Source organism: Bradyrhizobium sp. sBnM-33 (assembly GCF_032917945.1).
In the GTDB taxonomy this organism is placed as follows: Bacteria; Pseudomonadota; Alphaproteobacteria; order Rhizobiales; family Xanthobacteraceae; genus Bradyrhizobium.
In genome coordinates this window covers 5548303-5569264 of record NZ_CP136624.1, presented here as the reverse complement: position 1 = coordinate 5569264, position 20962 = coordinate 5548303, and the positions used below count along the sequence as shown (strand labels likewise).

Annotated in this window: 22 protein-coding genes, 1 tRNA gene and 1 pseudogene; 18 read left to right on the top strand and 6 right to left on the bottom strand. The window is 60.3% G+C overall.

Annotation, left to right across the window (positions count from 1 at the left end):
• The first annotated feature begins 61 nt into the window (after window positions 1-61).
• The 5 genes from RX328_RS26005 to RX328_RS25985 all read left to right on the top strand — a co-directional run bounded on the left by RX328_RS26005 (window position 62) and on the right by RX328_RS25985 (window position 3186).
• Entirely contained in the window at window positions 62-184 is a 123-nt protein-coding gene (locus RX328_RS26005; RefSeq protein WP_283772454.1) for a hypothetical protein, read from the top strand.
• A 51-nt stretch (window positions 185-235) separates the two neighbouring features.
• Window positions 236-1786, top strand: a complete 1551-nt coding sequence (locus RX328_RS26000; protein WP_213256743.1) for a hypothetical protein — start codon at window positions 236-238, stop codon at window positions 1784-1786.
• Window positions 1787-2053: 267 nt separating this feature from the next.
• Window positions 2054-2347 (top strand): hypothetical protein, encoded by a 294-nt coding sequence (locus RX328_RS25995; RefSeq protein WP_213256741.1) that lies wholly within the window; start codon window positions 2054-2056, stop codon window positions 2345-2347.
• 228 nt (window positions 2348-2575) lie between these two features.
• Window positions 2576-2971, top strand: a complete 396-nt coding sequence (locus RX328_RS25990; RefSeq protein WP_213256740.1) for a hypothetical protein — start codon at window positions 2576-2578, stop codon at window positions 2969-2971.
• Window positions 2971-3186: a hypothetical protein gene (locus RX328_RS25985; protein ID WP_213256738.1), complete on the top strand. Its 216-nt coding sequence runs from the start codon at window positions 2971-2973 to the stop codon at window positions 3184-3186. Before RX328_RS25990 ends, RX328_RS25985 begins: the two co-directional genes overlap by 1 nt.
• 35 nt (window positions 3187-3221) lie before the next feature.
• On the opposite strand, the gene RX328_RS25980 is transcribed toward RX328_RS25985, so the two are convergent.
• Both RX328_RS25980 and RX328_RS25975 read right to left on the bottom strand, forming a co-directional pair.
• Entirely contained in the window at window positions 3222-3566 is a 345-nt protein-coding gene (locus tag RX328_RS25980) for a hypothetical protein (protein WP_213256736.1), read from the bottom strand.
• Between the two features lie 101 nt (window positions 3567-3667).
• A complete protein-coding gene (locus RX328_RS25975; RefSeq protein ID WP_213256734.1) occupies window positions 3668-3838 on the bottom strand; it encodes a hypothetical protein in 171 nt (56 codons plus the stop codon).
• Window positions 3839-5564: 1726 nt separating this feature from the next.
• Here RX328_RS25975 and RX328_RS25970 point away from each other — a divergent pair.
• The 5 genes and pseudogenes from RX328_RS25970 to RX328_RS25950 all read left to right on the top strand — a co-directional run bounded on the left by RX328_RS25970 (window position 5565) and on the right by RX328_RS25950 (window position 8656).
• Entirely contained in the window at window positions 5565-5924 is a 360-nt protein-coding gene (locus RX328_RS25970) for a DUF2934 domain-containing protein (RefSeq protein WP_312018182.1), read from the top strand.
• A 294-nt stretch (window positions 5925-6218) separates the two neighbouring features.
• Entirely contained in the window at window positions 6219-7184 is a 966-nt protein-coding gene (locus RX328_RS25965) for an IS481 family transposase (RefSeq protein ID WP_317258503.1), read from the top strand.
• Between the two features lie 69 nt (window positions 7185-7253).
• A protein-coding gene (locus RX328_RS25960) for an IS5 family transposase (RefSeq protein WP_317258502.1) occupies window positions 7254-8017 on the top strand; the annotation gives its coding sequence in 2 pieces (ribosomal slippage) (window positions 7254-7589 and window positions 7592-8017; 762 coding nt in all).
• A 135-nt stretch (window positions 8018-8152) separates the two neighbouring features.
• The gene (locus RX328_RS25955; RefSeq protein WP_283772460.1) at window positions 8153-8281 is read left to right on the top strand and encodes a hypothetical protein; all 129 of its coding nucleotides are present in this window, start codon (window positions 8153-8155) and stop codon (window positions 8279-8281) included.
• A gap of 227 nt (window positions 8282-8508) precedes the next feature.
• A pseudogene (locus RX328_RS25950) lies at window positions 8509-8656 on the top strand (cold-shock protein).
• 1210 nt (window positions 8657-9866) lie between these two features.
• On the opposite strand, the gene RX328_RS25945 reads toward RX328_RS25950, so the two are convergent.
• The gene (locus RX328_RS25945) at window positions 9867-10046 is read right to left on the bottom strand and encodes a hypothetical protein (RefSeq protein ID WP_213257085.1); all 180 of its coding nucleotides are present in this window, start codon (window positions 10044-10046) and stop codon (window positions 9867-9869) included.
• Window positions 10047-10297: 251 nt separating this feature from the next.
• On the opposite strand from RX328_RS25945, the gene RX328_RS25940 reads away from it, so the two are divergent.
• Complete coding sequence (locus RX328_RS25940) at window positions 10298-10555, top strand: hypothetical protein (RefSeq protein WP_213257087.1); 258 nt, start codon at window positions 10298-10300, stop codon at window positions 10553-10555.
• Between the two features lie 28 nt (window positions 10556-10583).
• Here RX328_RS25940 and RX328_RS25935 read toward each other — a convergent pair whose 3' ends face one another.
• Window positions 10584-11237 carry a TetR/AcrR family transcriptional regulator gene (locus RX328_RS25935; RefSeq protein WP_213257089.1) on the bottom strand — a complete coding sequence of 218 codons (654 nt, stop codon included), beginning with the start codon at window positions 11235-11237 and terminating at the stop codon, window positions 10584-10586.
• 102 nt (window positions 11238-11339) lie between these two features.
• Here RX328_RS25935 and RX328_RS25930 point away from each other — a divergent pair, with 102 nt between their 5' ends.
• Entirely contained in the window at window positions 11340-12161 is an 822-nt protein-coding gene (locus tag RX328_RS25930) for an NmrA family NAD(P)-binding protein (RefSeq protein WP_213257091.1), read from the top strand.
• Window positions 12162-12163: 2 nt separating this feature from the next.
• Window positions 12164-12649 (top strand): DUF1772 domain-containing protein, encoded by a 486-nt coding sequence (locus RX328_RS25925; protein WP_213257093.1) that lies wholly within the window; start codon window positions 12164-12166, stop codon window positions 12647-12649.
• 73 nt (window positions 12650-12722) lie between these two features.
• Here the strand turns inward: RX328_RS25925 and RX328_RS25920 are convergent, their stop codons facing one another.
• Window positions 12723-13439, bottom strand: a complete 717-nt coding sequence (locus tag RX328_RS25920; protein WP_213257095.1) for a choice-of-anchor K domain-containing protein — start codon at window positions 13437-13439, stop codon at window positions 12723-12725.
• A gap of 247 nt (window positions 13440-13686) precedes the next feature.
• Window positions 13687-13761: transfer RNA gene (locus RX328_RS25915), tRNA-Asn, on the bottom strand.
• A 272-nt stretch (window positions 13762-14033) separates the two neighbouring features.
• On the opposite strand from RX328_RS25915, the gene RX328_RS25910 reads away from it, so the two are divergent.
• From RX328_RS25910 to RX328_RS25890, 5 genes are all read left to right on the top strand, one after another.
• The gene (locus tag RX328_RS25910) at window positions 14034-14249 is read left to right on the top strand and encodes a hypothetical protein (RefSeq protein ID WP_213257097.1); all 216 of its coding nucleotides are present in this window, start codon (window positions 14034-14036) and stop codon (window positions 14247-14249) included.
• A 143-nt stretch (window positions 14250-14392) separates the two neighbouring features.
• On the top strand, window positions 14393-15058 hold the full coding sequence (locus RX328_RS25905) for a protein-L-isoaspartate O-methyltransferase family protein (RefSeq protein ID WP_213257099.1): 666 nt from the start codon (window positions 14393-14395) through the stop codon (window positions 15056-15058).
• Window positions 15059-15306: 248 nt separating this feature from the next.
• Window positions 15307-16713, top strand: a complete 1407-nt coding sequence (locus RX328_RS25900) for a TolC family outer membrane protein (RefSeq protein ID WP_213257114.1) — start codon at window positions 15307-15309, stop codon at window positions 16711-16713.
• 317 nt (window positions 16714-17030) lie between these two features.
• Window positions 17031-17726: a PopZ family protein gene (locus tag RX328_RS25895; protein ID WP_213257101.1), complete on the top strand. Its 696-nt coding sequence runs from the start codon at window positions 17031-17033 to the stop codon at window positions 17724-17726.
• Window positions 17727-17975: 249 nt separating this feature from the next.
• Window positions 17976-20840, top strand: coding sequence for a valine--tRNA ligase (locus RX328_RS25890; RefSeq protein WP_213257110.1), 2865 nt, complete (start codon window positions 17976-17978; stop codon window positions 20838-20840).
• Window positions 20841-20962: the final 122 nt, after the last annotated feature.

Below are 20962 nucleotides of genomic sequence, written 5' to 3'. Positions count from 1 at the left end.
AGACGTGAAAGCTGTCGGAACATCGAGCGGATCGCCGCTCCAATGAAGAAGGAGCGAAGCCATGAAAAATCTTCGTGTTCAAACCTGCGTGGGCTTGCTGCTTATCGCTGCCAACAACCCCGCACCTGCGCAGGCGCAGCCCGACCCGCAAACGTCGGCCCACGGCGTCCCGGTCAAGCGCTAAAGAATATTTCGCAAGGCAGACGAGCCTACAAAGTCACGCAGAGGAGACAGCATGATCGAACATCAAGTTTTTAAGTCGCGTCGCTGCGCTCTACAATCGCTTGCTTGGGTTTTTGGAATAGCGATGATGCTGCCAGCAGAGGCGCAGGTGCTCAATCTCCAGCTCAACTACGTAAATAGAATCGGAGCCGGCTACAACGAGTCCACGCAGACTTACGACCCCGACTTTATCAAAAGCAACATCACCGAACCGAAGCATCGACCTGTGCACGCAGATGTATGCAGCGCTCTAGAGAGCGTCAAGATCAAGATGACCTCTACCGAGGATGGCGTCCGCTGCAAAGATGAAACAGTTCAGACATTGCCTAACGGGGTGTCTTCGATCGTTCTGACGCTCTCAGGGCCAAGCCCGATGCCCAACAAGAGAGTTGAGCTGAAGCAGTTCGTTGTCTCGTCAGAAACGTACCGAGGAATCGGCAGATGCAAGCCGACGAAACTTGTTCAAAGGGCAACGGAATGCGGCAACACGTTCGAAGTACCTTTAGCGTCCGGAATTGCCGTGGGTGCCGAGCCTCAACATTCCTTCACGGCAGAAATGCGCGCGGGAGACCGGATTCTCAAGACGCAATCTAAGGCTATTGCGGTTCCCAGTCGCGTTCCCCTGATTGTTTCCATCGGTGAATCATTGGCCTCAGGTGAAGGAAATCCTGATATACGTGGACGCTCCAGAAGGCGCGTGCTCGATCCGACAAGTCAGAGGGACTGCTTTGACGACACGACCGTCATGATCAACTTCGAGAAAAAGCCGGACATGATGAAGCAGGCGAACTGGTACGACGATCGAGATCACCGCTCGTTACGCTCCGGCCCGGCTCTGGCCGCGCGAAAACTGCTCGATCGTTGGCCCTACATCATGTTTCTTACCTTCGCCAAGTCCGGCGCGACTGTCGCGGACATCGTGGGACAGCTTGGCAAAGTTAAAGCCGCGGTTGGCGATCATAAGATCGACGCCTTGCTAATTTCTGCCGGCGGTAACGACGTTGGTTTTTCCGACGTATTGAAAGGTATGGCGGGTGACTTCATCGACCGAGGGGCAGAGCGGGCTATGTCGCAGTTCAATCGGAAGCTCCTAATACTTCGCAATGAGGAATACCCAAAACTCAGCAAAGCAATTGGAGACCTAAATCTCAATGTGTCTAAGGTACTAATAAACGAGTATCCGGGGAAGCTCTTCAATCGCACGGACGGTCAACCGGCCAGGGGGTGTGGCGTATTCAAGACTCTGCTATTCTGGAGCGTAAAGAAGCGGGATGCAGTTGCTATGAACACCATGGGAGATTTGCTGAACGACGATGTCAAATCACTCGCAAAGAACAACGGCTGGAACCTAGTACAAGGCATCAGCAATCAGTTTGCGACTCACGGCTATTGCAGTTCTCGAAGCTTTTACAGAGCGGCGGAACAGTCATGCGATATGCAAGGAGACTTCCAGGGCACGATGCATCCAAACGAGGAGGGAACCGAGGTATACGCGCGCGCTCTGGAGCGTGAGTTGCGCAAGGTTCTTCCTGAACCTGCGGAACGACCCGAAGTTGAACAGTGAATTGGCGACCTGATGAATGAGATAGATGACAAGTCGTAGAGTCATAAACGGTTAGCCGGATCGCGGGCGAGGTTGAGAACGCGCCCAGCAAGGCCCCAAACCGCCAAGGGCGGCAAGATCGGCGCGCATCAGAGCAAACCAGCCGTACCTCTTTCGCGTTCTCTATGGAATACTGCGCGCGGTCTCCTCACGCCGAGCTCGATTGATCTTCCTCATGGCCACGACTCCCGGGCCGGGGCCTCTCACGGGGCCCGGTTCAGCGCCTTCATGACCGCGATCCGCGCCAGCATTTCCGGCCCGTCGCGCTCGGGCAACCAGCAACCGCTTGAACCACGCCATTCAGCCGGTGCCCATGCGGGCGCGCGAAAGCGCCGGCCGCACTTCCGCCCCATTAACGTTGCCGTTAACATTCCCTTAACCGATTGGGTGGACCATCGGCCCGTCCTTTGTCTGGACACTGTGCTGAAACGAGGAGCCGTCGCCGTATCCCTGACACCGGTGACGGCTTCTTGCCGTCGCGACATCGCCGCGCTTGCCGCAGGCGGTGCAGACGAAACCTGACTCAATGTCCGACAGCCGGACATGATCAGGCCAGCGGTCGGCGCTGACCTCGATGTGGTGGCTGCACTTGTGGTCCCGGCAATAGCTTTCGATCAGTCCGCACACCGCGGCGCACGCCGGACTGACGTTCGATCAACTCCGCCTGTTTGTCAGCGGATCCTTTCTGCCGAACGATGATCAGCTCGCCGCACTGGCGCGATATCTGAAAATGAAGGGAGACGATATCCGATGACCGAAATCATCACAGGCACCGACGCGATCAGGCAAGCATTGAAGGCACGATCGAAAGACTCCCGAGCCGTCAACATCGCGCGCGATGTCGGCATCTCTAGCCAGCTGTTGAACAACTTTCTCGATGGTAAAAACAATTTGTCGCCGGAAATTTTGAACGCGCTGACGACTGAGATCTGGCACGGTCATGCGCTTTACGACGCCGAAACCGACCGCCTGGTCAGCGCCAACCGCGAACCGCCAAAAGCGTTCGCGACCATCCGGCCGGAGCCTTTCAATGCGGACGCACATCCGTCTTATCACGTCGCGCCAGCCGGCGCCTGGAGTCAGTTCAGTGGCGTCAAAGGATTGCCACCGCAGGCATATCGTAAACCTCCTGGCTGGGCGGATTAATGAAAGGCCCGACCATCCCGGAACAGATCGCAGCCGACAAGGGGCCATACTACAAGGCGCTGGAAGCCGCGGATCAACATCTGATCGACGGCAAGGTCGGCGTTAGCGATCTGGAAACGATGTTGAATGCGATGCTCGCGAAGCAACTGCTGAACGCCGCAAAGCAGGCCAGCGGCGCGATTGCCAGCCCGAGCGCAGTTCGAAACTTTCACTAGGTCGCTGCCGACGCGAAACGTCCAGCGGTTGTAGGCTATGCCACGGCCAGCCGTAGCGTCAGCTGACGATCTCGGCCTGCGTGACGATCGATGAAGTCCTTCGGCGACGGCGTCACGCTGCGCCCTTCAAGACTGAAGCGGCGCAGCAGATCCTGTGCTACGGCATGCGAAACATCTTCGGATTGATGGGTCTCGGGATTGAACATGATCACCCGCAGAGGATCACAATGCTGTCCGCTCATCAGGTCGGCAATAGTGGATTCATAGTTGGCGCGGTCGAGGTCGGTTTCCGCAAACGCGGTGCCGAACCGGCCATAATGATTGACGACAATATAAAAATTTTCCGGTGCACCCGGAACAATCGACGGCCATTCACGCATACTTAAACTCCCGTCTCTCACGACCGGGAGGCTATCCGGACGGCGCCAAGTATGGGACTCGTATTTTTCGCATGCAAGGGCTGCTTGACCGGCGTGTTCCTTCAAAGCATTGGCGTCTTTCCCACCAGCAGGTAGTAGACGGTTTCCTTCTCAAGTTTAAGCGCTACCCCGATGTCATTGTATTCAACCGACTTGGTCACACCCGCAATCGTCGATTTGTTAGGGGAGCCAAGTTTGCGAAGCATGTCGGCTTCCGAAGTGCCATCCTTCACGTCACCGATCGCGGGAGTACCAAGGTGAGCTACGAAGAAATGAGCAACCGGGGCAAAACGTCCGCGGAAAATCTAAGACTCGGGTGAATTCAAGCCGGCTGGCTCACGCCGGCATGGCGATTTTATCCCCCGCGGACCACGATTGAACATGGATCCACCAGCGGGGTTCTACGTGGGTTTGGATGCAGGGACCACAAACGCAAACCCCTGCCGGTGAAGTCGGCAGGGGTAAGCAAACGAGGTGGATGACAAGCGCGCGAGCCCTAAGACCCGGTGGCCCGTCAAGGACCCTTGCGGCACCATAAAACCGATCACGCCCGGCCATTCAATGATACTGATGTATACGTGACCGCTTTTGACTCGCTTGTCCAGCAGCCGCGGTCTGCAGGCTCCCGTTGGTCTGCAGGCTCCCGTTGGTCTGCAGGCTCCCGTTGAGATAATCGAGGTGAAGGCGGCGGTGATCGTGCGGCTGCTTGGATGACGCCCACGCGGTGTGGTGCCGCATTCTCGAAATGAGCCGATCTACTAGTGCCGGTTTCCGGGCTCAGTGGCCTAAGCAGAAATACGGAATGGCTAAAATCACGGAGGAACGGAACGCGCTCGTTGCATGAACTTTTGTCGTCCACCTTACCGGGTGCAATTGACCCGAACTTATTACATCAGGCCGCCAACCACCAAGCGGGCTGGCACGGTTCGGTCCCGGGCCTCACTGCCCCCGAGGTCCAATTGCGGTTGGAAGATGGCCCCAGCCTGGGCCAGGCAAGCTCGACTGGGGCCGCCCGAACCGCGTGCCGCTACTTCCACGGACACGCGGTGGGGCCAATGCGCACCGCCCGCGATCGTTCCCGGCGAGCCGGCGCATAATTCAACGCTCCCGTAGTCATACGGGGTAGCGACGAAATGAAACAGAAACAGAGCTGAGGTTTAGTATCCAAGCACCGAGGGCGGCGATTTCAACACGGCAGAATTATTTTAGTCGGTGGGCCGCAGAGCAATCTGCGGCCATTTTTGCTTTCAATGCAGCGCCAGCGCAGCGGCACACGACACGATTAGCAGGGCGAATCCGGTGGCGGTGAGGGCGAGGGAGGTGCAATCCATGCGAGGGATCTCTGGAGCGTTGCCACGGCAATGTGTTTCCCCGACAATCGTTCCGACTCGGCTCATCAGGTGGCTTGAGTTCGCTTGAGAGCCATCCCTTGGACGCTTCCATAGGGTCAGTAACAACGTGTCGGCGGCGAGCCGGGAGCAATGCTGCGGGATCAGTTCGCTTGATCCTCACGAAATCGAGGCCCGCCGGTTCACGCTGATGGGTTTATGCTGCCAAGATAAGGCGAGGGCAGTCCGACCCGCGCTTCAGTGAAGCGAAACCCCCATCTTAGTAAGGCAGTAGTTCGGAAGCTTTTGCTCCGGTCAGGCTGTGGAAATTCTTGCAATGACCTATGACTGTAGCGGCGGCATGACGCTCGGTCGAAGGTGATTGCGACCACAGCATGGTGGTTGCAGCAATGAGAAGGGTAACGGCTGCAATTGCGGACACTATTAGATGCTTCATGGGAAGCCTCCGGTTTCCGCCCGATACATGATCAAACCCCGTTGTTTGATCAGGGGCGATGGGAGCACTGGTTCGTTTCCGGGTGACTTCGTCGAGCTAGAAAAATGGTTTCGTCGGCCCCAGCATCGGGGGTAGGGCTGCCCGACGACCGCATTTCGCCGAGAATGATTTTTCGTGGGGGCTGCATGTTCCATCCGCTGCGAGTTGAACCAGTTTTGGCCAGAAACGTCTTACTTGGACGGAGATGGTCGATGGACCAGAGCGAAGATCCTCGGGAACTTAGAACGCAAGATCGAACAAGCGAGTCGGATCGCCTCGACTCTCACTGACCAAACGACCATAGAGCGGCTACGGGGCTGGGTGGAGCAGCTGAGGCAGGGTTTGAGGCAACGGTCCGCCACTCACCGGACGCACGAAGAGATCAAAGCACGCGCTCGGGAACTCTGGGAGCAAAACGGTTGCCCCGCAAGCCGCCACCTGGAGTTCTGGCTTCAAGCCGAGTCTGAAATCAAGGCGCGTGAACGGCAAGCGTGAGGCTATCGCGCTCGCCCTGTGCCTTGACCGTCCCCATCTGCCGATCCAGTTGCCATAGCTCGACGTCGTGGCCGTCCGCAAGCTAACACGAGGCCTCGATTCCGGGACGATCGGCCCAGCCAGTTCTTTTATTTCGACGACCTTCCTTCCCGGCGGCTCAGGCCGGAAACGTTGGACCGAGAAACTGCGCTGGAGATGGCGAAGGCGGTAGCGAGAGCTGCGCGGGAAGAGGGCTAGGTGTTTAGTCCCGAGCTTTGATGGTGCATTCTTATCGCACGATTCGAAGGATGCGCTATGGGACAAGTTTTACACGGCTGCGCCACCACGACGGAGGCAGTCCGTCGAGCAATACAGAATAGTCAAGAGAGCCTGAGGGCGCTCGCCAAGCGCTACGGGATCAACCAGAAGACCGTCGCGAAGTGGAAGGAGCGCGAGACTGTCGCCGATCTCCCGACAGGCCCGAAGGAAGCCAAATCGACCGTGCTTTCCATCGAGGAGGAGGCGATCATCGTCGCTTTCCGGCGGCATACGCTATTGCCGCTCGATGATTGCCTCTATGCGCTCCAGCCGACCATCCCGCATCTGACGCGATCATCCCTGCATCGCTGTCTCCAGCGCCACGGCATCAGCCGATTGCCGGAGGTCGAAGGCAGCAAGCCTCCGAAGAAAAAGTTCAAGGCTTACCCGATCGGTTATTTCCACATCGACATTGCTGAGCTCCAGACCGCTGAAGGCAAGCTCTACCTCTACGTCGCCATCGATCGCACCAGCAAGTTCGCCTTCGTGCAACTGGTCAGGAAGACGGGAAGGACCTCCGCCGCGGCCTTCCTCGAAGCTCTGATTGCGGCTGTCCCCTACAAGATCCACACGGTTCTCACCGACAATGGGATCCAGTTCACTTTCCCGCCGCGCTACGCAGACGGCCCGACGGCAAGATACGTGACACATATGTTCGATATGCGCTGCCAAGAGAATGGCATCGAACATCGGCTAACCAAGATCAAGCATCCCTGGACCAATGGCCAGGTCGAGCGCATGAACCGCACGATCAAGGAAGCGACCGTCCAACGCTACCATTACGATCGACACGATCAGCTCGAAGCACACCTTGCCGACTTCATTAACGCCTACAACTGCGCTCGGCGGCTGAAGACCCTGAAGGGTCTCACGCCCTACGAATACATCTGCAAATGCTGGACTTCCCAGCCAGAACGATTCAAACTTAATCCGCTCCAGAAAATGCCGGGACTAAACAGCTAGGTGGTGTGGACTCTAAGGATTCCTTTTTAGGAGCAAATCAGATTCAAGGCTGCTTTTGGGGAGGCAGCCTTGGGTGTGATGGACCGGTTGGTTTTGAGCGACGCGGCGTGGGAGCGGATGGCGCCGCTGATCATCGGCCGACCTGACCAGAAGGGTTCGACGGGCCGCGACAATCGGATGTTTGTGGAAGGTGTGCTGTGGATCGTGCGTACGGGCTCTCCCTGGCGTGATCTTCCGGAAGCGTTCGGGGAATGGAACAGTGTATTCCGTCGCTTCAGTAGATGGAGCGTCAAGGGTGTTTGGTGGCGCATCTTTGAGGCGATGTCCGATGATCCGGATTTCGAATATCTGATCGTCGACTCCACCATCGTCCGAGCCCACCAGCACGCTGCCGGGGCCAAAAAAGGGGGTCTGAAGATCAGGCGCTCGGCCGCTCGCGCGGTGGCCTGAGCACCAAGATACATCTGGCCGTTCGAGGCTTGGGATGTCCCGTGCGGTTCATCCTTACCGCAGGTCAGAAGGGCGATGCACCGCAAGCCGCCGCATTGATCGAGGGATTGGCCGCCGAAGTCGTCATGGCCGATACGGCCTATGACGCCGATCACTTGCGCCAGGCCATCGCTGCCAAAGGCGCGCTCGCCGTCATCCCTAACAATCCGTCACGCGCGCTCAAATATCCGCTCGACAAGCATCTCTATGCCCAGCGCCATCTCGTGGAATGCTGCTTCTCAAAACTCAAGCAATTCCGCCGCGTCGCAACCCGCTTCGAAAAGACTGCCCGAAACTACCGTGCCGTCGTCACTCTCGCAGCCATCATCTTATGGATGCGGTAAGTGTCCACACCACCTAGGGCTAGCTGAGCCGGGCAAGCCTTCCAGCAGAATACTTGCCCGGCTCGCTGTCCTGAATGGCGGCGAAGCTAGAGGCTACCCGACTATCCAGGCGCCGGAGAGCCGGGATTCTATTCGGTGACGGATGACGTTCTGACGATGCACGACGAGAGCGGCAAGCCCATTGGCAAGCCCTACAGTCGTAAGGAAAGCGACGCGTCCGACTTCAATCGACCGCTGCGCTATCGGCCGCTTGGGATTGCCTGAGTCGCGGCATTACGGCCTAAGTTTTATTGCGTCTGTAACCTTGGATACTGAGGAAACCCAATTCTTTGTGTCGCCGCAAACCCAGCCAATCAAATTGATTGCATCTTGAAGCTTTCGATTCGGGCCCTTATCAAAAATTGCCCGATGATGCGCGATGCGGTTGCGCCAACGACGAACGCTTTCGATCAGTTCATGGAGATCGACGTACGTCATCTTCTTAGGGGCGTTTGGAAAAGCAGAGTAATGGCGGCAAGGACGAGTTCGTCCATATCTCGGCCGTCGAGAGAGCAGGTTTGACCAGTCTGAATGAGGGCGCAAAAGTGAGCTACGAAGTCTTAGCAAAAGGAATCCGCCGAAAACCTCAGGGTAGGTTGATCGGCGCAGTCATCCGGCGTTCACGCTGGCGGGCCTACCCCTTGTCAGCGGCCCGGACAGACGAGGAGCCGGACGTGGGCCTAGTCTCTGCTCGCCCCGGCTGCATCCCTCCTCACGCCCCCGGCTGGGGCAATCTCCAGTGACTGGCGGCCGCGTTGCGTATTGCCGGGCCGCTAACCGATCGATTCAACGCACAACGCACGACATGGATTGCCGACTCCATCGGTGATATGGGCCGCAAGGCGGAGATGGCTGGGATGTGGCCGGGCACACGTTCCGAACGGGCAAACCTTGCTGCCATCCATCACGGACGCAAGCCCCTTCAGACGTGCTGCTGCACCCGACTCCACATCCGCCCCCGGCCAAAGCTGGTTCGGCAAGAGCAAAAGCTACAAAGAAGGCCCCTACGCAAGCAAAGCGGATCATCATGGCGGCTCCTCGTTGTCTTGAGTGCACGGGTAAAACTGGCGCCGTGATTATCGTTCCTTGCTCTGCTCGGATGCAAGCTGCCGCCGGTTCACGCTGGGCGGGCCGCTTGCAAAACGGCCCCAGCTAGGTTTCCAGCGCAAGCTGGGGCCGCACTTTCTCCCGGCTTGGCTCCACGATCCGCCGGGAGCGATGGAATCGACTCTCAGCAAGGTTGGAGGTTCCCAAGGACGGGCCGACACAGGGCTGGCGGGCTTTCCGCGCTATGTTCACTGTTGGGCAGACGTTGCCACCTTTTCCCGCTTCTATCAGGACGCCAGATGGGTACCCACTACTCCGTCTGGCATTCTGAAATGGGAATACTTTAGATGGCCTCGGCGCACCGCCGCGCGCTGGGGCCATTTTTATTCTGGGCCGATCACCTCGTATTCAAAGGCCACGCCGGAAAGTAGTATCGAAGCGTCAACCGAATGGCGACGTACAGCGCAATGCAAATTCCGACCAAAATGAAAGCTGTATGCATTTCGACCCCCCGCGGTTCGACTGCTACCGCTTTTGCTACCCAACTAGGCAGCACGCGGCGGGACCAGTCAGCACCGGGAGGCAAAAGCGCGGCCAAAAGAGCAATGGAAACGGTTAATTCGGCACCGCGCGGCACTTGCCGGCACACGAATTAGCGAGCTGCAAAACCGTGTACACCAGTTCAATTCTGGTCGTGGCCTCCATCCATATAATCAATGGCTTAGACCTGATTATAGGAGAGGCCGCGGCAAACGGCTTCGGGTCAGCAAGCGGCGTACCAGCCCTCAGGGAACGGAACCAGCGGCCAAGAGGCTCCATTGTCGTTAGCGGCGCGTGGCGACGGATAAAAGCGCTGGGTCTGGACCACGAAATCATCCTCCGGGACTGGCGCAACGGCCGTCTGCACGGCTTCCAGCAGCAAATCGTATTCAACTTCGCTCATCGCGCTCTCCGGGTTCCAGAGGCGATGATCTCAAAAGTATTTTGTTCTCAGATTGAGCGGATCGTTCGATTTTTATCGATTCGGCGCCCGCGGCAAAGCTGGTTACTAAAGTGTTGAGTTTACTGTGCGAACGCTAGGCCCGCACACGCGCGGCGCGTGTGAGAAAAATCACATTTTGCAAAAATCAGTTCGCGTATTCGGCTGGATAGCGCCTGCCTTGTCAAGGCGGGCATGGTCCGGGAGACGCAATCATGAAGGCAAGGTTTGCGCGAAGTGCGGCTCTTCTCTGTCGTTCTCGCCGGGCTTCGACGCTCGGTTTCCTGCTCACGCTGATGGCGAGCGGCCCGGCCCATGCCCAACAAGGCACACCCGAACAGCGCAGGGCCTGCACGCCCGACGTCTACCGGCTCTGTGCCGGCGAGATCCCGAACGCGCGTGCGATCACCGCATGCCTGCGCCGGCAGAAGGCGAGCCTGAGAGCCGCTTGTGCTGCGGTGTTCGAGCGGTAGGGGCGGGGCACGGCATCCGCCGACGTTCTCACATCTCCAGCGCCGCCAGATTCTTCGGCAGCATCCGCTTGAACAAGGTAAGGATGCGGGCAGCCTCCTTTGTGTCCTGCGTGATGGCATGGCGGACGGTCGCCGCAATCAGCGTCATCATCAGCCGAGAAAACGAGGCCAGCGCAGTTGCGGGCGCATCGGGTGCGATCCGCCGCAGGGTGTCGCCGAGCAGCCCGGCGAGATAGGCGCCGTCCTCCTCGTCAAGCTTTTGCAGCGCCCGGTCAGCCTGCGTCGCTTGCCAGATGTCGCGCATGAGCGGCACTTCCATGAACATCTGATAGTAGCTGTCGGTAATGCGGCACAGGGCCGGGTGCAGATCGCGGGTAGTCTTGACCACGGCGAGATCGCGCCGGACGCAATCTCGGCCGATCTCGTTGTAGCGTTCCGCGAGCGTGCCGATGATCGCGGTCTTGTCCGGGAAGTATTGATAGAGCGAGCCGAACGGCACGCCGCTGCGTTCGACGACGTCACTCATGCGGAAGGCTTCGCTACCTTTCTCGGCCATCAGCTCTGCCGCGCATTGCAGGATTTTCTCGAACCGCTCGCGGCTGCGCTGCTGGGTCGGAACCAGTCGCGCGAACACGGGCGCAGCCGTTGCGGCCACGTTCTGTCCGGCTTTTCGCCTTGCCATCGGTCCTCTCACGTAAAAGCGACTTGACGTTACCAATACGAGAGTTTATCGGATTTGGCAAATGCGAGATATTCTCGTATTGCATTCAGAAAGGAGGAAGCCATGTCAGAACTCCCGATCCTGATCGTCGGCGGCGCGGGCAAGACCGGCGCGCGAATCGATGCGCTGCTAAAGGCGAGCGGCATCCCGACGCGGCTGGCGTCACGTTCGACACCTGTCCCGTTCGACTGGACCCGGCCCGAGACGTGGCCGGCGGCGTTTGCCGGCGTCGCGATGGCCTATGTCACTTACCAGCCGGACCTTGCGGTCGAAGGTGCCGCTGATGCGATCGCGGAAGTGGGCCGGCTGGCGCGCGAGAATGGGCTCGAGCGCGTCGTATTGCTGTCGGGGCGCGGCGAACCGGGCGCGCAGCGGGCGGAAGCGGCGCTGCAGCAATCCGGCGTCCCCTGGACCATCGTGCGCGCAAGCTGGTTCGATCAGAATTTTTCCGAGGGTCATCTGCTTGAAGGCGTGCTCGCCGGCGAAGTCGCTTTGCCGGCCGGCGACGTGCCCGAACCGTTTGTCGACGCCGACGATATCGCCGAAGTCGTGGTCGCGGCGCTGACGGATCGGCGCCATGCCGGCAAGGTCTACGAGGTGACGGGACCGCGCGCGCTGACGTTCGCGCAAGCGGTCGCCGAGATCGCCGGTGCCGCCGGCCGCCCGGTCCGATACCGGCAGATCGCAGCGGAAGATTTTGCGGCCGGCATGCGGCCCCATCTGCCCGACGACGTCATCGAACTGATGTTGGAATTGTTCACCGTCCTGCTCGACGGGCGCAATTCGGCTGTCGCACACGGTGTCGAGCAGGCGCTCGGGCGTCCGGCGCGGGATTTTTCCGATTATGCCCGCCGAACCGCCGCGACAGGTGTCTGGAGGGCATGATCATGCTGCAGGTGTTGATCACCGGGCTGCTGTGGTTTTGCGCCATCGGCTGCGGTCTGCTCGCCGGCCTCTACTTCGCGTTTTCGACCTTCGTCATGACGGCGCTTGGCCGGATCGGGCAGGCCTCCGGTATCGCGGCAATGAATGCGATCAACGCCACGATCGTGCAGTCGCTGTTCATTCCGATCTTCCTGGGAACGACGGCGGCAAGCGCGGTGCTGGCAGTGACCGCGCTGTTGCGCTGGAGTGAGCCCGGCGCGATGGCGATGCTGGCCGGCGGTCTGCTCTATGTGCTCGGCATGTTCGTCGTGACAATGGTCTTCAACGTGCCGCTGAACAACGCGCTTGCCGCGGCTGATCCCGCAAGCCCCGAGGCCGCCTCGCTGTGGGCGCGCTACCTGACGGACTGGACACGCTGGAACCACGTGCGGACGGTCGCATCCACGGCGGCTTGTGCGCTGTTCATTGCCGCGATTGCGGCGCGGTAGGGCGCCGGAGCTGCCGGCAAACAAAAGCCGCCCGGATCACGGGCGGCTTTCGCGTTGTTTTCGGGGAGTGAGATCAGGCCGCGGGAAGCGCGTTTCCACCGCGCTTGCGGCGATAGGCCATGAAGCCGACGCCGGCGAAGCCTAGGATCATCATCGCCCATGTCGAGGGTTCCGGGACCGGCGGGGCAGCCGTAAAGTCTGCCACGATGTAAAGCGTCGACGTCCCGTACTCCGGGTTGATCCACTTGCTTCCATTGTACCATCCATCACCGACTTCAACGAAGTGAATGTCGGAAACCGTAACGCCGTTGAGCGTGAATGGACCAAGATTGCTGAGCGCGGTCTGGCCGATGTTGAAGATGTTGTCAGCCGACGGATTGGTCGTCTGCCGGATGTTCAGGTTGAACACCTGTGCATCGGACGTCACGCTCGGCGAGGTGAAGCTCAGCTTGAACTCATAATTGACGTTGAAGTTCTGATCGGTGTTGTAGGTCGCGAGATTCACCCAGGTGATTTTGCCGATGACGAAGTCGTTCTGATTGGTCGGGACATTGGTGCCGACGATGTCCGTGATGGTCAGCGTGCTCGGCTGGTTCGTCGGCCACGCGGACCCCGACATTTTGAGCACGTTCTTGTCGGGGGAAATGGAGCAGCCAGGGCTACCGTTGTTGCAATTAGAGATATTGGAGAAAGTGCCGTCGCCGGTGAAGCTCACGAGCGCTGCGTTTGCCGGCGAATGAAAGATGCCGGCGAGCAAACCAGCGGCCAAAAATTTAAATATCTTACCCATAATAGACACCCCAATTTTTATCGATTTATTAAATGGAACTCTCTCAGATATTATATAAGCGGTCAAGTGTGGTGTAATTAATTTCCAAAAATTAAATACGGGGCCGCCAGGTTGCGTGAGGGCCCGTATTCGCCCATAAGGGGGTCCTCGGCGGTAACGAACCCGAAGACAACGCCTTACCTCGGCCGGCCTCTGCCGCGCTGATTGCGAATGTCCCGTCGTGTCGGAAAATAGAAAAGCCGTAGGCTGGCTCCCCGGGCTGGATTCGAACCAGCGACCATTCGATTAACAGTCGAATGCTCTACCGCTGAGCTACCGAGGAATAGGCGAAAGAAGGTTCGCGAGCGGGCAGCGTATAACAAAGCCTTTCGGGCTTGCAAAGGACCAAATCACAGGCTGCGCATTCGCTTGAAGCGGGGCCGGAAAGTCCCCGCACTACAACGATTTGTCGCAGCTTTCGTCCTCCGGGCAGACGGCGGACGGAACCGGGCGCGGGCAATTGCGTCATCTATAGGGGGCCCCTGGACCGGGCCGCCAATTCGACTCAATCGGCCCGGAGCCTCCGTGGTGCCGGGTTTCAGGGGAGCTGATTCGATGCCACCCATTGTGACCGAACTGACACGTGCGGCGCCTCCGATCGTTCCGAGCGACATTCCCGCCATGAGCGACGACGAATGCCTGCTTCGGCTCGCGCAAGCCATTGAAGAACACGATAACGAACATCTGGATGATAACGAACATCTGGATGATAACGAACATCTGGATGAGGTGGCGCGGCTGATCGCCCGATTAGCCGTCACGATAGAGTAGCGAGAGCAGCGGCTTTACCCGGGACCGGCGGCAGTGGCTCGCAACAGGCGCCCGCATGTTGCGTTTTGCCGGAGCTTGTACCAAAGATGGCCCCGGTTTCAGCTCCCCGGCGGCAACGCCGCATGCTTTCAGGGTCTTCGCCTATGTCCGGTTTTGCGACCGCGCGCCAGAAAATGGTCGATGGTCAGGTGCGTCCGAGCGACGTGACCGATATCCGAATTATCGATGCCATGCTGGCGGTGCCGCGCGAGGCCTTTGTTCCCGAAAACAAGCAGGCGCTGGCCTATCTGGATCTCGATCTCGACGTCAGCGAAGGGGGCTCAGCCAAGCGCTTCCTGATCAAGCCGGCGGTGCTGGCGAAGATGCTGCAGGCGGCCGAGATCAGGCAGACCGACCGCGTCCTCGTGGTCGGCTGCGCCACCGGCTACGCCGCCGCCGTGATCGCCCGATTCGTTACCCAAGTGACCGCGACGGAGAGCGATTCGGCGCTGGCGGCGAGGGCACAGGCGATTCTGGCCGCCAATGGCTATGGAAACGTGACGGTTCGGACCGCGGCGCCGGCCGATGGAGACCCGGCGAACGGGGCTTGGGACGTCATCGTGTTGAACGGCGCAACCGAGATCGTGCCGGAACGGCTCTACGGGCAATTGCAGAATGGTGGCCGATTGGTAGGCGTTTTTGCGACGTCGCTGCCCGCGCGGGCCACCATGGTGACCTGTTGGCACGGCGATTTCGGTCACCGGACGCTGTTCGATGCCGTTGCCCCGGTGCTGCCCGGCATGGAACTTGTTCCGGCCTTCGTTTTCTAGCCTTTCAGCCGTTTCCGGGCCCAATAATCGCCCGCCGTGGCCAGCTAAATCCTCTTCGAAATCAGAAGTGTGGCCCGATTGCCCCACGTGAAGAGTTTCGACGGGGTTTGCTTGCTGGGGTGTTCCGTCCGACCTACGTGCGGAATAAGGTGAGCCGGGACTCACTTCGAGTGAAGCGACGTTCGGTTAATAATCATGTGTGATCATGATCATTGGCCGGGCGGACCAAAATGATTGGATTGCTTGGGATGCGTGGGGTGAAGGCATTTACCGGGGCTGCGGCTTCGGCCTTTCTATTTGTGTGCTTGGGCCCGATGCCCGTCCTGGCCGACACGATTGAGGCGGCCTTGGTGCGCGCCTATCAGAATAATCCGCAACTCAACGCGCAGCGCGCGCAGGTGCGCATCACCGACGAGAACGTGCCGCAGGCGCTGTCGGGCTATCGTCCCCGGGTTTCGGTCACCGCAAGCGCGGGCGTCCAGTATATAGACGCGCTGAGCACGCAGGGCGGCACCCCTACCAATCTCGTGAGAACCCCTATTACCGGAGCCAATGCGCCGCGGAGCATCGGTGGGACCATCACGCAGACGCTGTTCAACGGTCAGCAGACCGCGAACAGGACCAGGGCGGCGGAGGGCCAGGTTTCCGGCGCGCGCGAGGCCCTGCGGGCACTTGAGTCGACCGTCTTGCTCAGTGCCGCGACCATCTACATGGACTATCTGCGCGATTCGGCGATCGTCGAGGTGCAGAAGAGTAACGTTCGCGTGCTGGAGCAGACGCTGAAACAGACGCGCGACCGCTTCAATGTCGGCGAAGTCACGCGCACCGACGTTGCGCAATCGGAAGCGCAACTCGCCGCCGGCAGGACGCAGCTCCTGACCGCGGAAGCCAATCTGACGACAACGCGCTCGAACTTCCGCCGCATCATCGGCAACGAACCGCAAGCGCTGGCGCCGGGCTCGCCGGTCGACCGCTTCCTGCCGTCGACGCTGCCGGCCGCCGTCGAGCTCGGACTGATACAAAACCCGAATGTCACCGCGGCGATGTTCGGCATCGACGTCAGCTACCTCCAGGTCAAGGTCGCCGAAGGCGCGCTGCTGCCGACGCTCACGATTCAGGGCTCGGTCCAGCAGGCCTATGAGCAGAGCCTGATCCAGTACCGCTCGTTCGGCGCATCCGTGACCACGCAGCTCACGGTGCCCATTTATCAGGGCGGCACTGAATATTCGCTGATCCGCCAGTCCAAGGAAACGGCGGCGCAACAACGTCTCGTGCTCGATCAGACCCGGGACCAGACCCGCGCCAACGTCGTTACGGCATGGGGGCAGCTCGTCGCCGGTAAAGCGCAGGTCGCTTCCGCCCAGGCGCAGGTGCAGGCGTCTGAGATCGCGCTCAACGGCGTGCGCGAGGAAGCCAAGGCCGGACAGCGCACGACGCTCGACGTGCTGAACGCGCAGCAGGCGCTGGTCAATGCGCGCGTTGCGCTGGTCACTGCCCAGCATGATCGCGTGGTGGCGTCATATTCGGTGCTGGACAAGATTGGACGGCTGACGCCGCAGGTGCTCAACCTGCCCACCACGATCTACGACCCGAGCGTTCACTATCATCAGGTGCGCGATAGCTGGGCTGGCGTTCGCACACCCGACGGCCGCTGACACCCGAGTAGATTCCCGCACAGGCGAGATGAAATCGTCGCCCGGCGCCTGAAGCGCCGGGCGCTTTGCTTGCAATCATTTGTGGCCATGACGTACCGTTTCCGGGGCGAGCTGAGCGATTCGCGGCCTGCGTCTTTGCATCTCACGGACGCGCGTCGGGTTGTGTTTTGAGGGGAGCAGACCTCCCGCGCGATGTCGCGGGCGGGCTTGATCTGGGGACAAGTCAGGCTTGTGCGGTGAAAATCCCGGCCTGCATATCCGGAACCGGCAATTCCCTCTTGGCTTTGGTGTAAAATGGTTTCGATGTGGAGTCGGAGATGACGCAACCTGCAAAGGTCCAAGAGCCCTCGATGGAGGAGATTCTGGCGTCGATCCGTCGCATCATTGCCGACGACGAGGCAAAGCCTGCCGCTGCCAAGCCGGAGGCCGCCGCGGCGCCGCCACCAAAACCGGTGATGAAGGATATTCCGCCGTCGGCCATTGCCCCCAAGCCGGCTGCTCCGAAGCCCGCGCCGGCCCCGCCGCCGCCTGCACCCGCGCCTGAACCGGCCATTAGCAACAGTCAGGACGACATCGACGCGATGCTGGCGAGCCTGGACGCAGCAACGCCCGAGGCGGAAATCAGGCCTGCGCAGCCGGAAGCCGACGTGTTCGAACTTACCGACGAGATGGCGGTGCCGGATCCGGCGCCACCGAAAGCCTCCTTCAACAAGATCGAGCCGGAGGACGACATCGAGTTCAGCGAGTCCAAAAGTGGTCGGCAGCCAGCCCACGAGCCGCCGTCGTTCGAAGCACCGCAGCAGCCGATCTTGTCGCGCTCGACCGTCTCCGCGGTCGAATCCGCCTTCAATTCGCTGGCCAATACCGTGCTGAGCAATAACGCGCGGACGCTGGAAGATCTGGTCAAGGAAATGCTGCGGCCGATGCTGAAATCCTGGCTCGATGACAATCTGCCGGGATTGGTGGAGCGGATCGTCAAGGCCGAAATCGAGCGGGTTTCGCGCGGACGCTAGCTCCGGGCGGTTCGGGCGGACGCTGATCGAGATCCCCATTCGGACATTCAAACCGGCGTTATCGCGGGCCTCCCGCCGCCCCGGACTGAGTTGTCAGGTTGACTTGAGGCGCTGTGGCGGCTTTCTAGGGGCCGGCCCGGCGCCGATCACATCAGAACCGGGCGCTACCACGTTGATTTGATGCGTATTCTCTAAGCAGACCGGCGACGGCTTGCTCGAGAACGCCCCCGACATCCCAATTGCAGTGCCATGATCGAAAAAAACTACCAGCCCGCCGATATCGAAAGCCGTATGTCACGGATCTGGGAGGAAAGCGGCGCGTTCAAGGCCGGCCGCCCGGAACGGAAAGATGCCGCGCCATTCACGATCGTGATCCCGCCGCCCAACGTGACGGGCTCGCTGCATATGGGCCACGCGCTGAACAACACGCTGCAGGACATTCTCTGCCGCTTCGAGCGCATGCGCGGCCGCGACGTGCTGTGGCAGCCCGGCACCGACCATGCCGGCATCGCGACCCAGATGGTGGTCGAGCGGCAATTGATGGAACGGCAGGAGCCCGGCCGCCGCGACCTCGGCCGCGCCAAATTCCTCGAGCGCGTCTGGCAGTGGAAGGCGGAGAGCGGCGACACCATCGTCAATCAGTTGAAGCGCCTCGGCGCCTCCTGCGACTGGTCGCGCGAACGTTTTACGATGGACGAGGGGCTGTCGCGCGCGGTCGTGAAAGTGTTCGTCGAGCTGTATCGCGACGGCCTGATCTATAAAGACAAACGGCTGGTGAACTGGGATCCGAAGCTGCTCACTGCGATCTCTGATCTCGAAGTGCAGCAGGTCGAGGTCAAGGGCAGTCTCTGGTACCTGCGCTATCCGATCGCGGGCAAGACATTTAGCCCCGACGATCCCACGAGCTTCATCGCGGTCGCGACCACACGGCCCGAGACGATGCTCGGCGACACCGCTGTCGCGATTCATCCGGAGAACGAGCGGATCGGGCACCTGATCGGGCAGCACGTGATCCTGCCGCTGGTCGGCCGCCGCATCCCGATCATCGGCGACGACTACGCCGATCCCGAAAAGGGGTCGGGCGCGGTCAAGATCACGCCGGCGCACGATTTCAACGACTTCGAGGTCGGCAAGCGTCACGGCCTGCCGCAGATCAACGTGTTCGATCGCGAGGGCTGCATGGCGCTCGTCGACAACGAGGATTATCTGCGCGGATTGCCGGAAGGCGCGCTGATGCTCGCGGAAGAGTTGCACAATGTCGAGCGCTTCGCTGCGCGCAAGAAGATCGTGGCGCGGCTGGAAGATTTCGGCTTCGTGGAGAAGATCGAGCCCAACACGCACATGGTGCCGCATGGCGACCGCTCCGGCGTCATCATCGAGCCCTATCTGACCGACCAGTGGTATGTTGACGCCAAGACGATGGCGCAGCCGGCGATCGCGGCCGTGCGCTCGGGCGCTACCAGCTTCGTGCCGAAGAACTGGGAAAAGACCTATTTCGAATGGATGGAAAATATACAGCCCTGGTGCATCTCGCGCCAGCTCTGGTGGGGCCACCAGATCCCGGCGTGGTACGGGCCTGACGGCAAGGTGTTCGTCGCCGAGACGGAAGAGGAAGCCGTCGGCAACGCGCTCGGCTATTACGTCGAGCAGGAAGTCATTACGCCCGAGCAGGGGCGCGAGATGGCGCAGGACCCCGCCAAGCGCGAGGGTTTCATCACGCGTGACGAGGATGTGCTCGACACCTGGTTCTCATCCGGGCTCTGGCCGTTCTCGACGCTCGGCTGGCCCGACGACACGCCGGAAGTGAAGCGCTACTATCCCACCAACACGCTGGTCACCGGTTTCGACATCATCTTCTTCTGGGTTGCGCGGATGATGATGTTCGGCCTCCACTTCATGAAAGAAGTGCCTTTCTCGACGATCTACATCCACGCGCTCGTCCGGGACGAGAAGGGCGCCAAAATGTCGAAGTCGAAAGGCAACGTGATCGATCCCCTCCATCTCGTCGATAAATTCGGCGCCGACGCGTTGCGCTTCACGTTGTCGGCCATGGCCGCGCAGGGCCGCGACATCAAGCTCGCCGAGAGCCGGGTCGACGGCTATCGCAGCTTCGCGACCAAGCTCTGGAATGCCTCTCGCTTCGCCGAGATGAACGGAGCCGCGCTGACGGAAGGCTTCGAGCCGACGAAGGTGAAGGAAACGCTGAACCGCTGGATCATGCACGAGACCGCGCTTGCGACTCGCGAGGTCACCGAGGCGATCGAGGCCTACCGGTTCAACGACGCGGCTGGGGCGATTTACCGTTTCGTCTGGAACGTGTTCTGCGACTGGTATGTCGAGCTGACGAAGCCGCTGCTGATGGGCGAGGACGGACCTGCAAAGGCCGAGACCCGCGCCATGATCGCGTGGGTGAGGGACGAGATCCTGAAACTCTTGCATCCCTTCATGCCCTTCATCACCGAGGAATTGTGGGCGTTGACAGCCCGGCGTCAACAACTGCTCGTGCTGACGCCATGGCCGCGCAAGGCCGGCGCGCTTACGGCTGAGCAACTCGCGACGTCGATGGCATTTCCGGATGCACCGCCGATTCCACCGGCGCTGCTTGTGCCGGAGACGGAGGAATTCAGCGATCCCGAGGCCGAAGCGGAGATTGGCTGGCTGGTCGACCTCGTCTCCGCGATTCGTTCGGTGAGGGCCGAAATGAATATCCAGCCGTCGACACTGACGCCGCTGGTGATCGTGGGCGCGTCGGCCGAGACGAAGGATCGCGCGCAGCGCTGGAACGACGTTGTCAGGCGCATGGCGCGGCTATCAGACGTGTCCCTGGCCGATGCCGCGCCGGAAGGCGCGGTGCAATTGCTCGTGCGCGGCGAGGTCGTGGCGCTGCCGCTCAAGGGCGTGATCGATCTGTCGGCCGAAAAGGCCCGGCTGGACAAGGAAATCGTCAAGGCCGACGCCGACATCAAGCGCGTCGACGCCAAGCTCGGCAACGAGAAATTTGTGGCCAACGCGCCCGAAGAGATCGTCGAAGAGGAAAAGGAAAAGCGCGAGGCGGCGGTGGCGCGCAAGGCAAAACTGCAGGAAGCGCTGGAGCGGTTGAAGAAGGCGTCGTAAGCGAGGCGCTGACCCATCCCCGTCATTGTGAGAAGCAAAGCGACGAAGCAATCCATCTATCCGTTATGCGGCGATATGGATTGCTTCGCTTCGCTCGCAATGACGGCGGAGGTTTCTCCGTC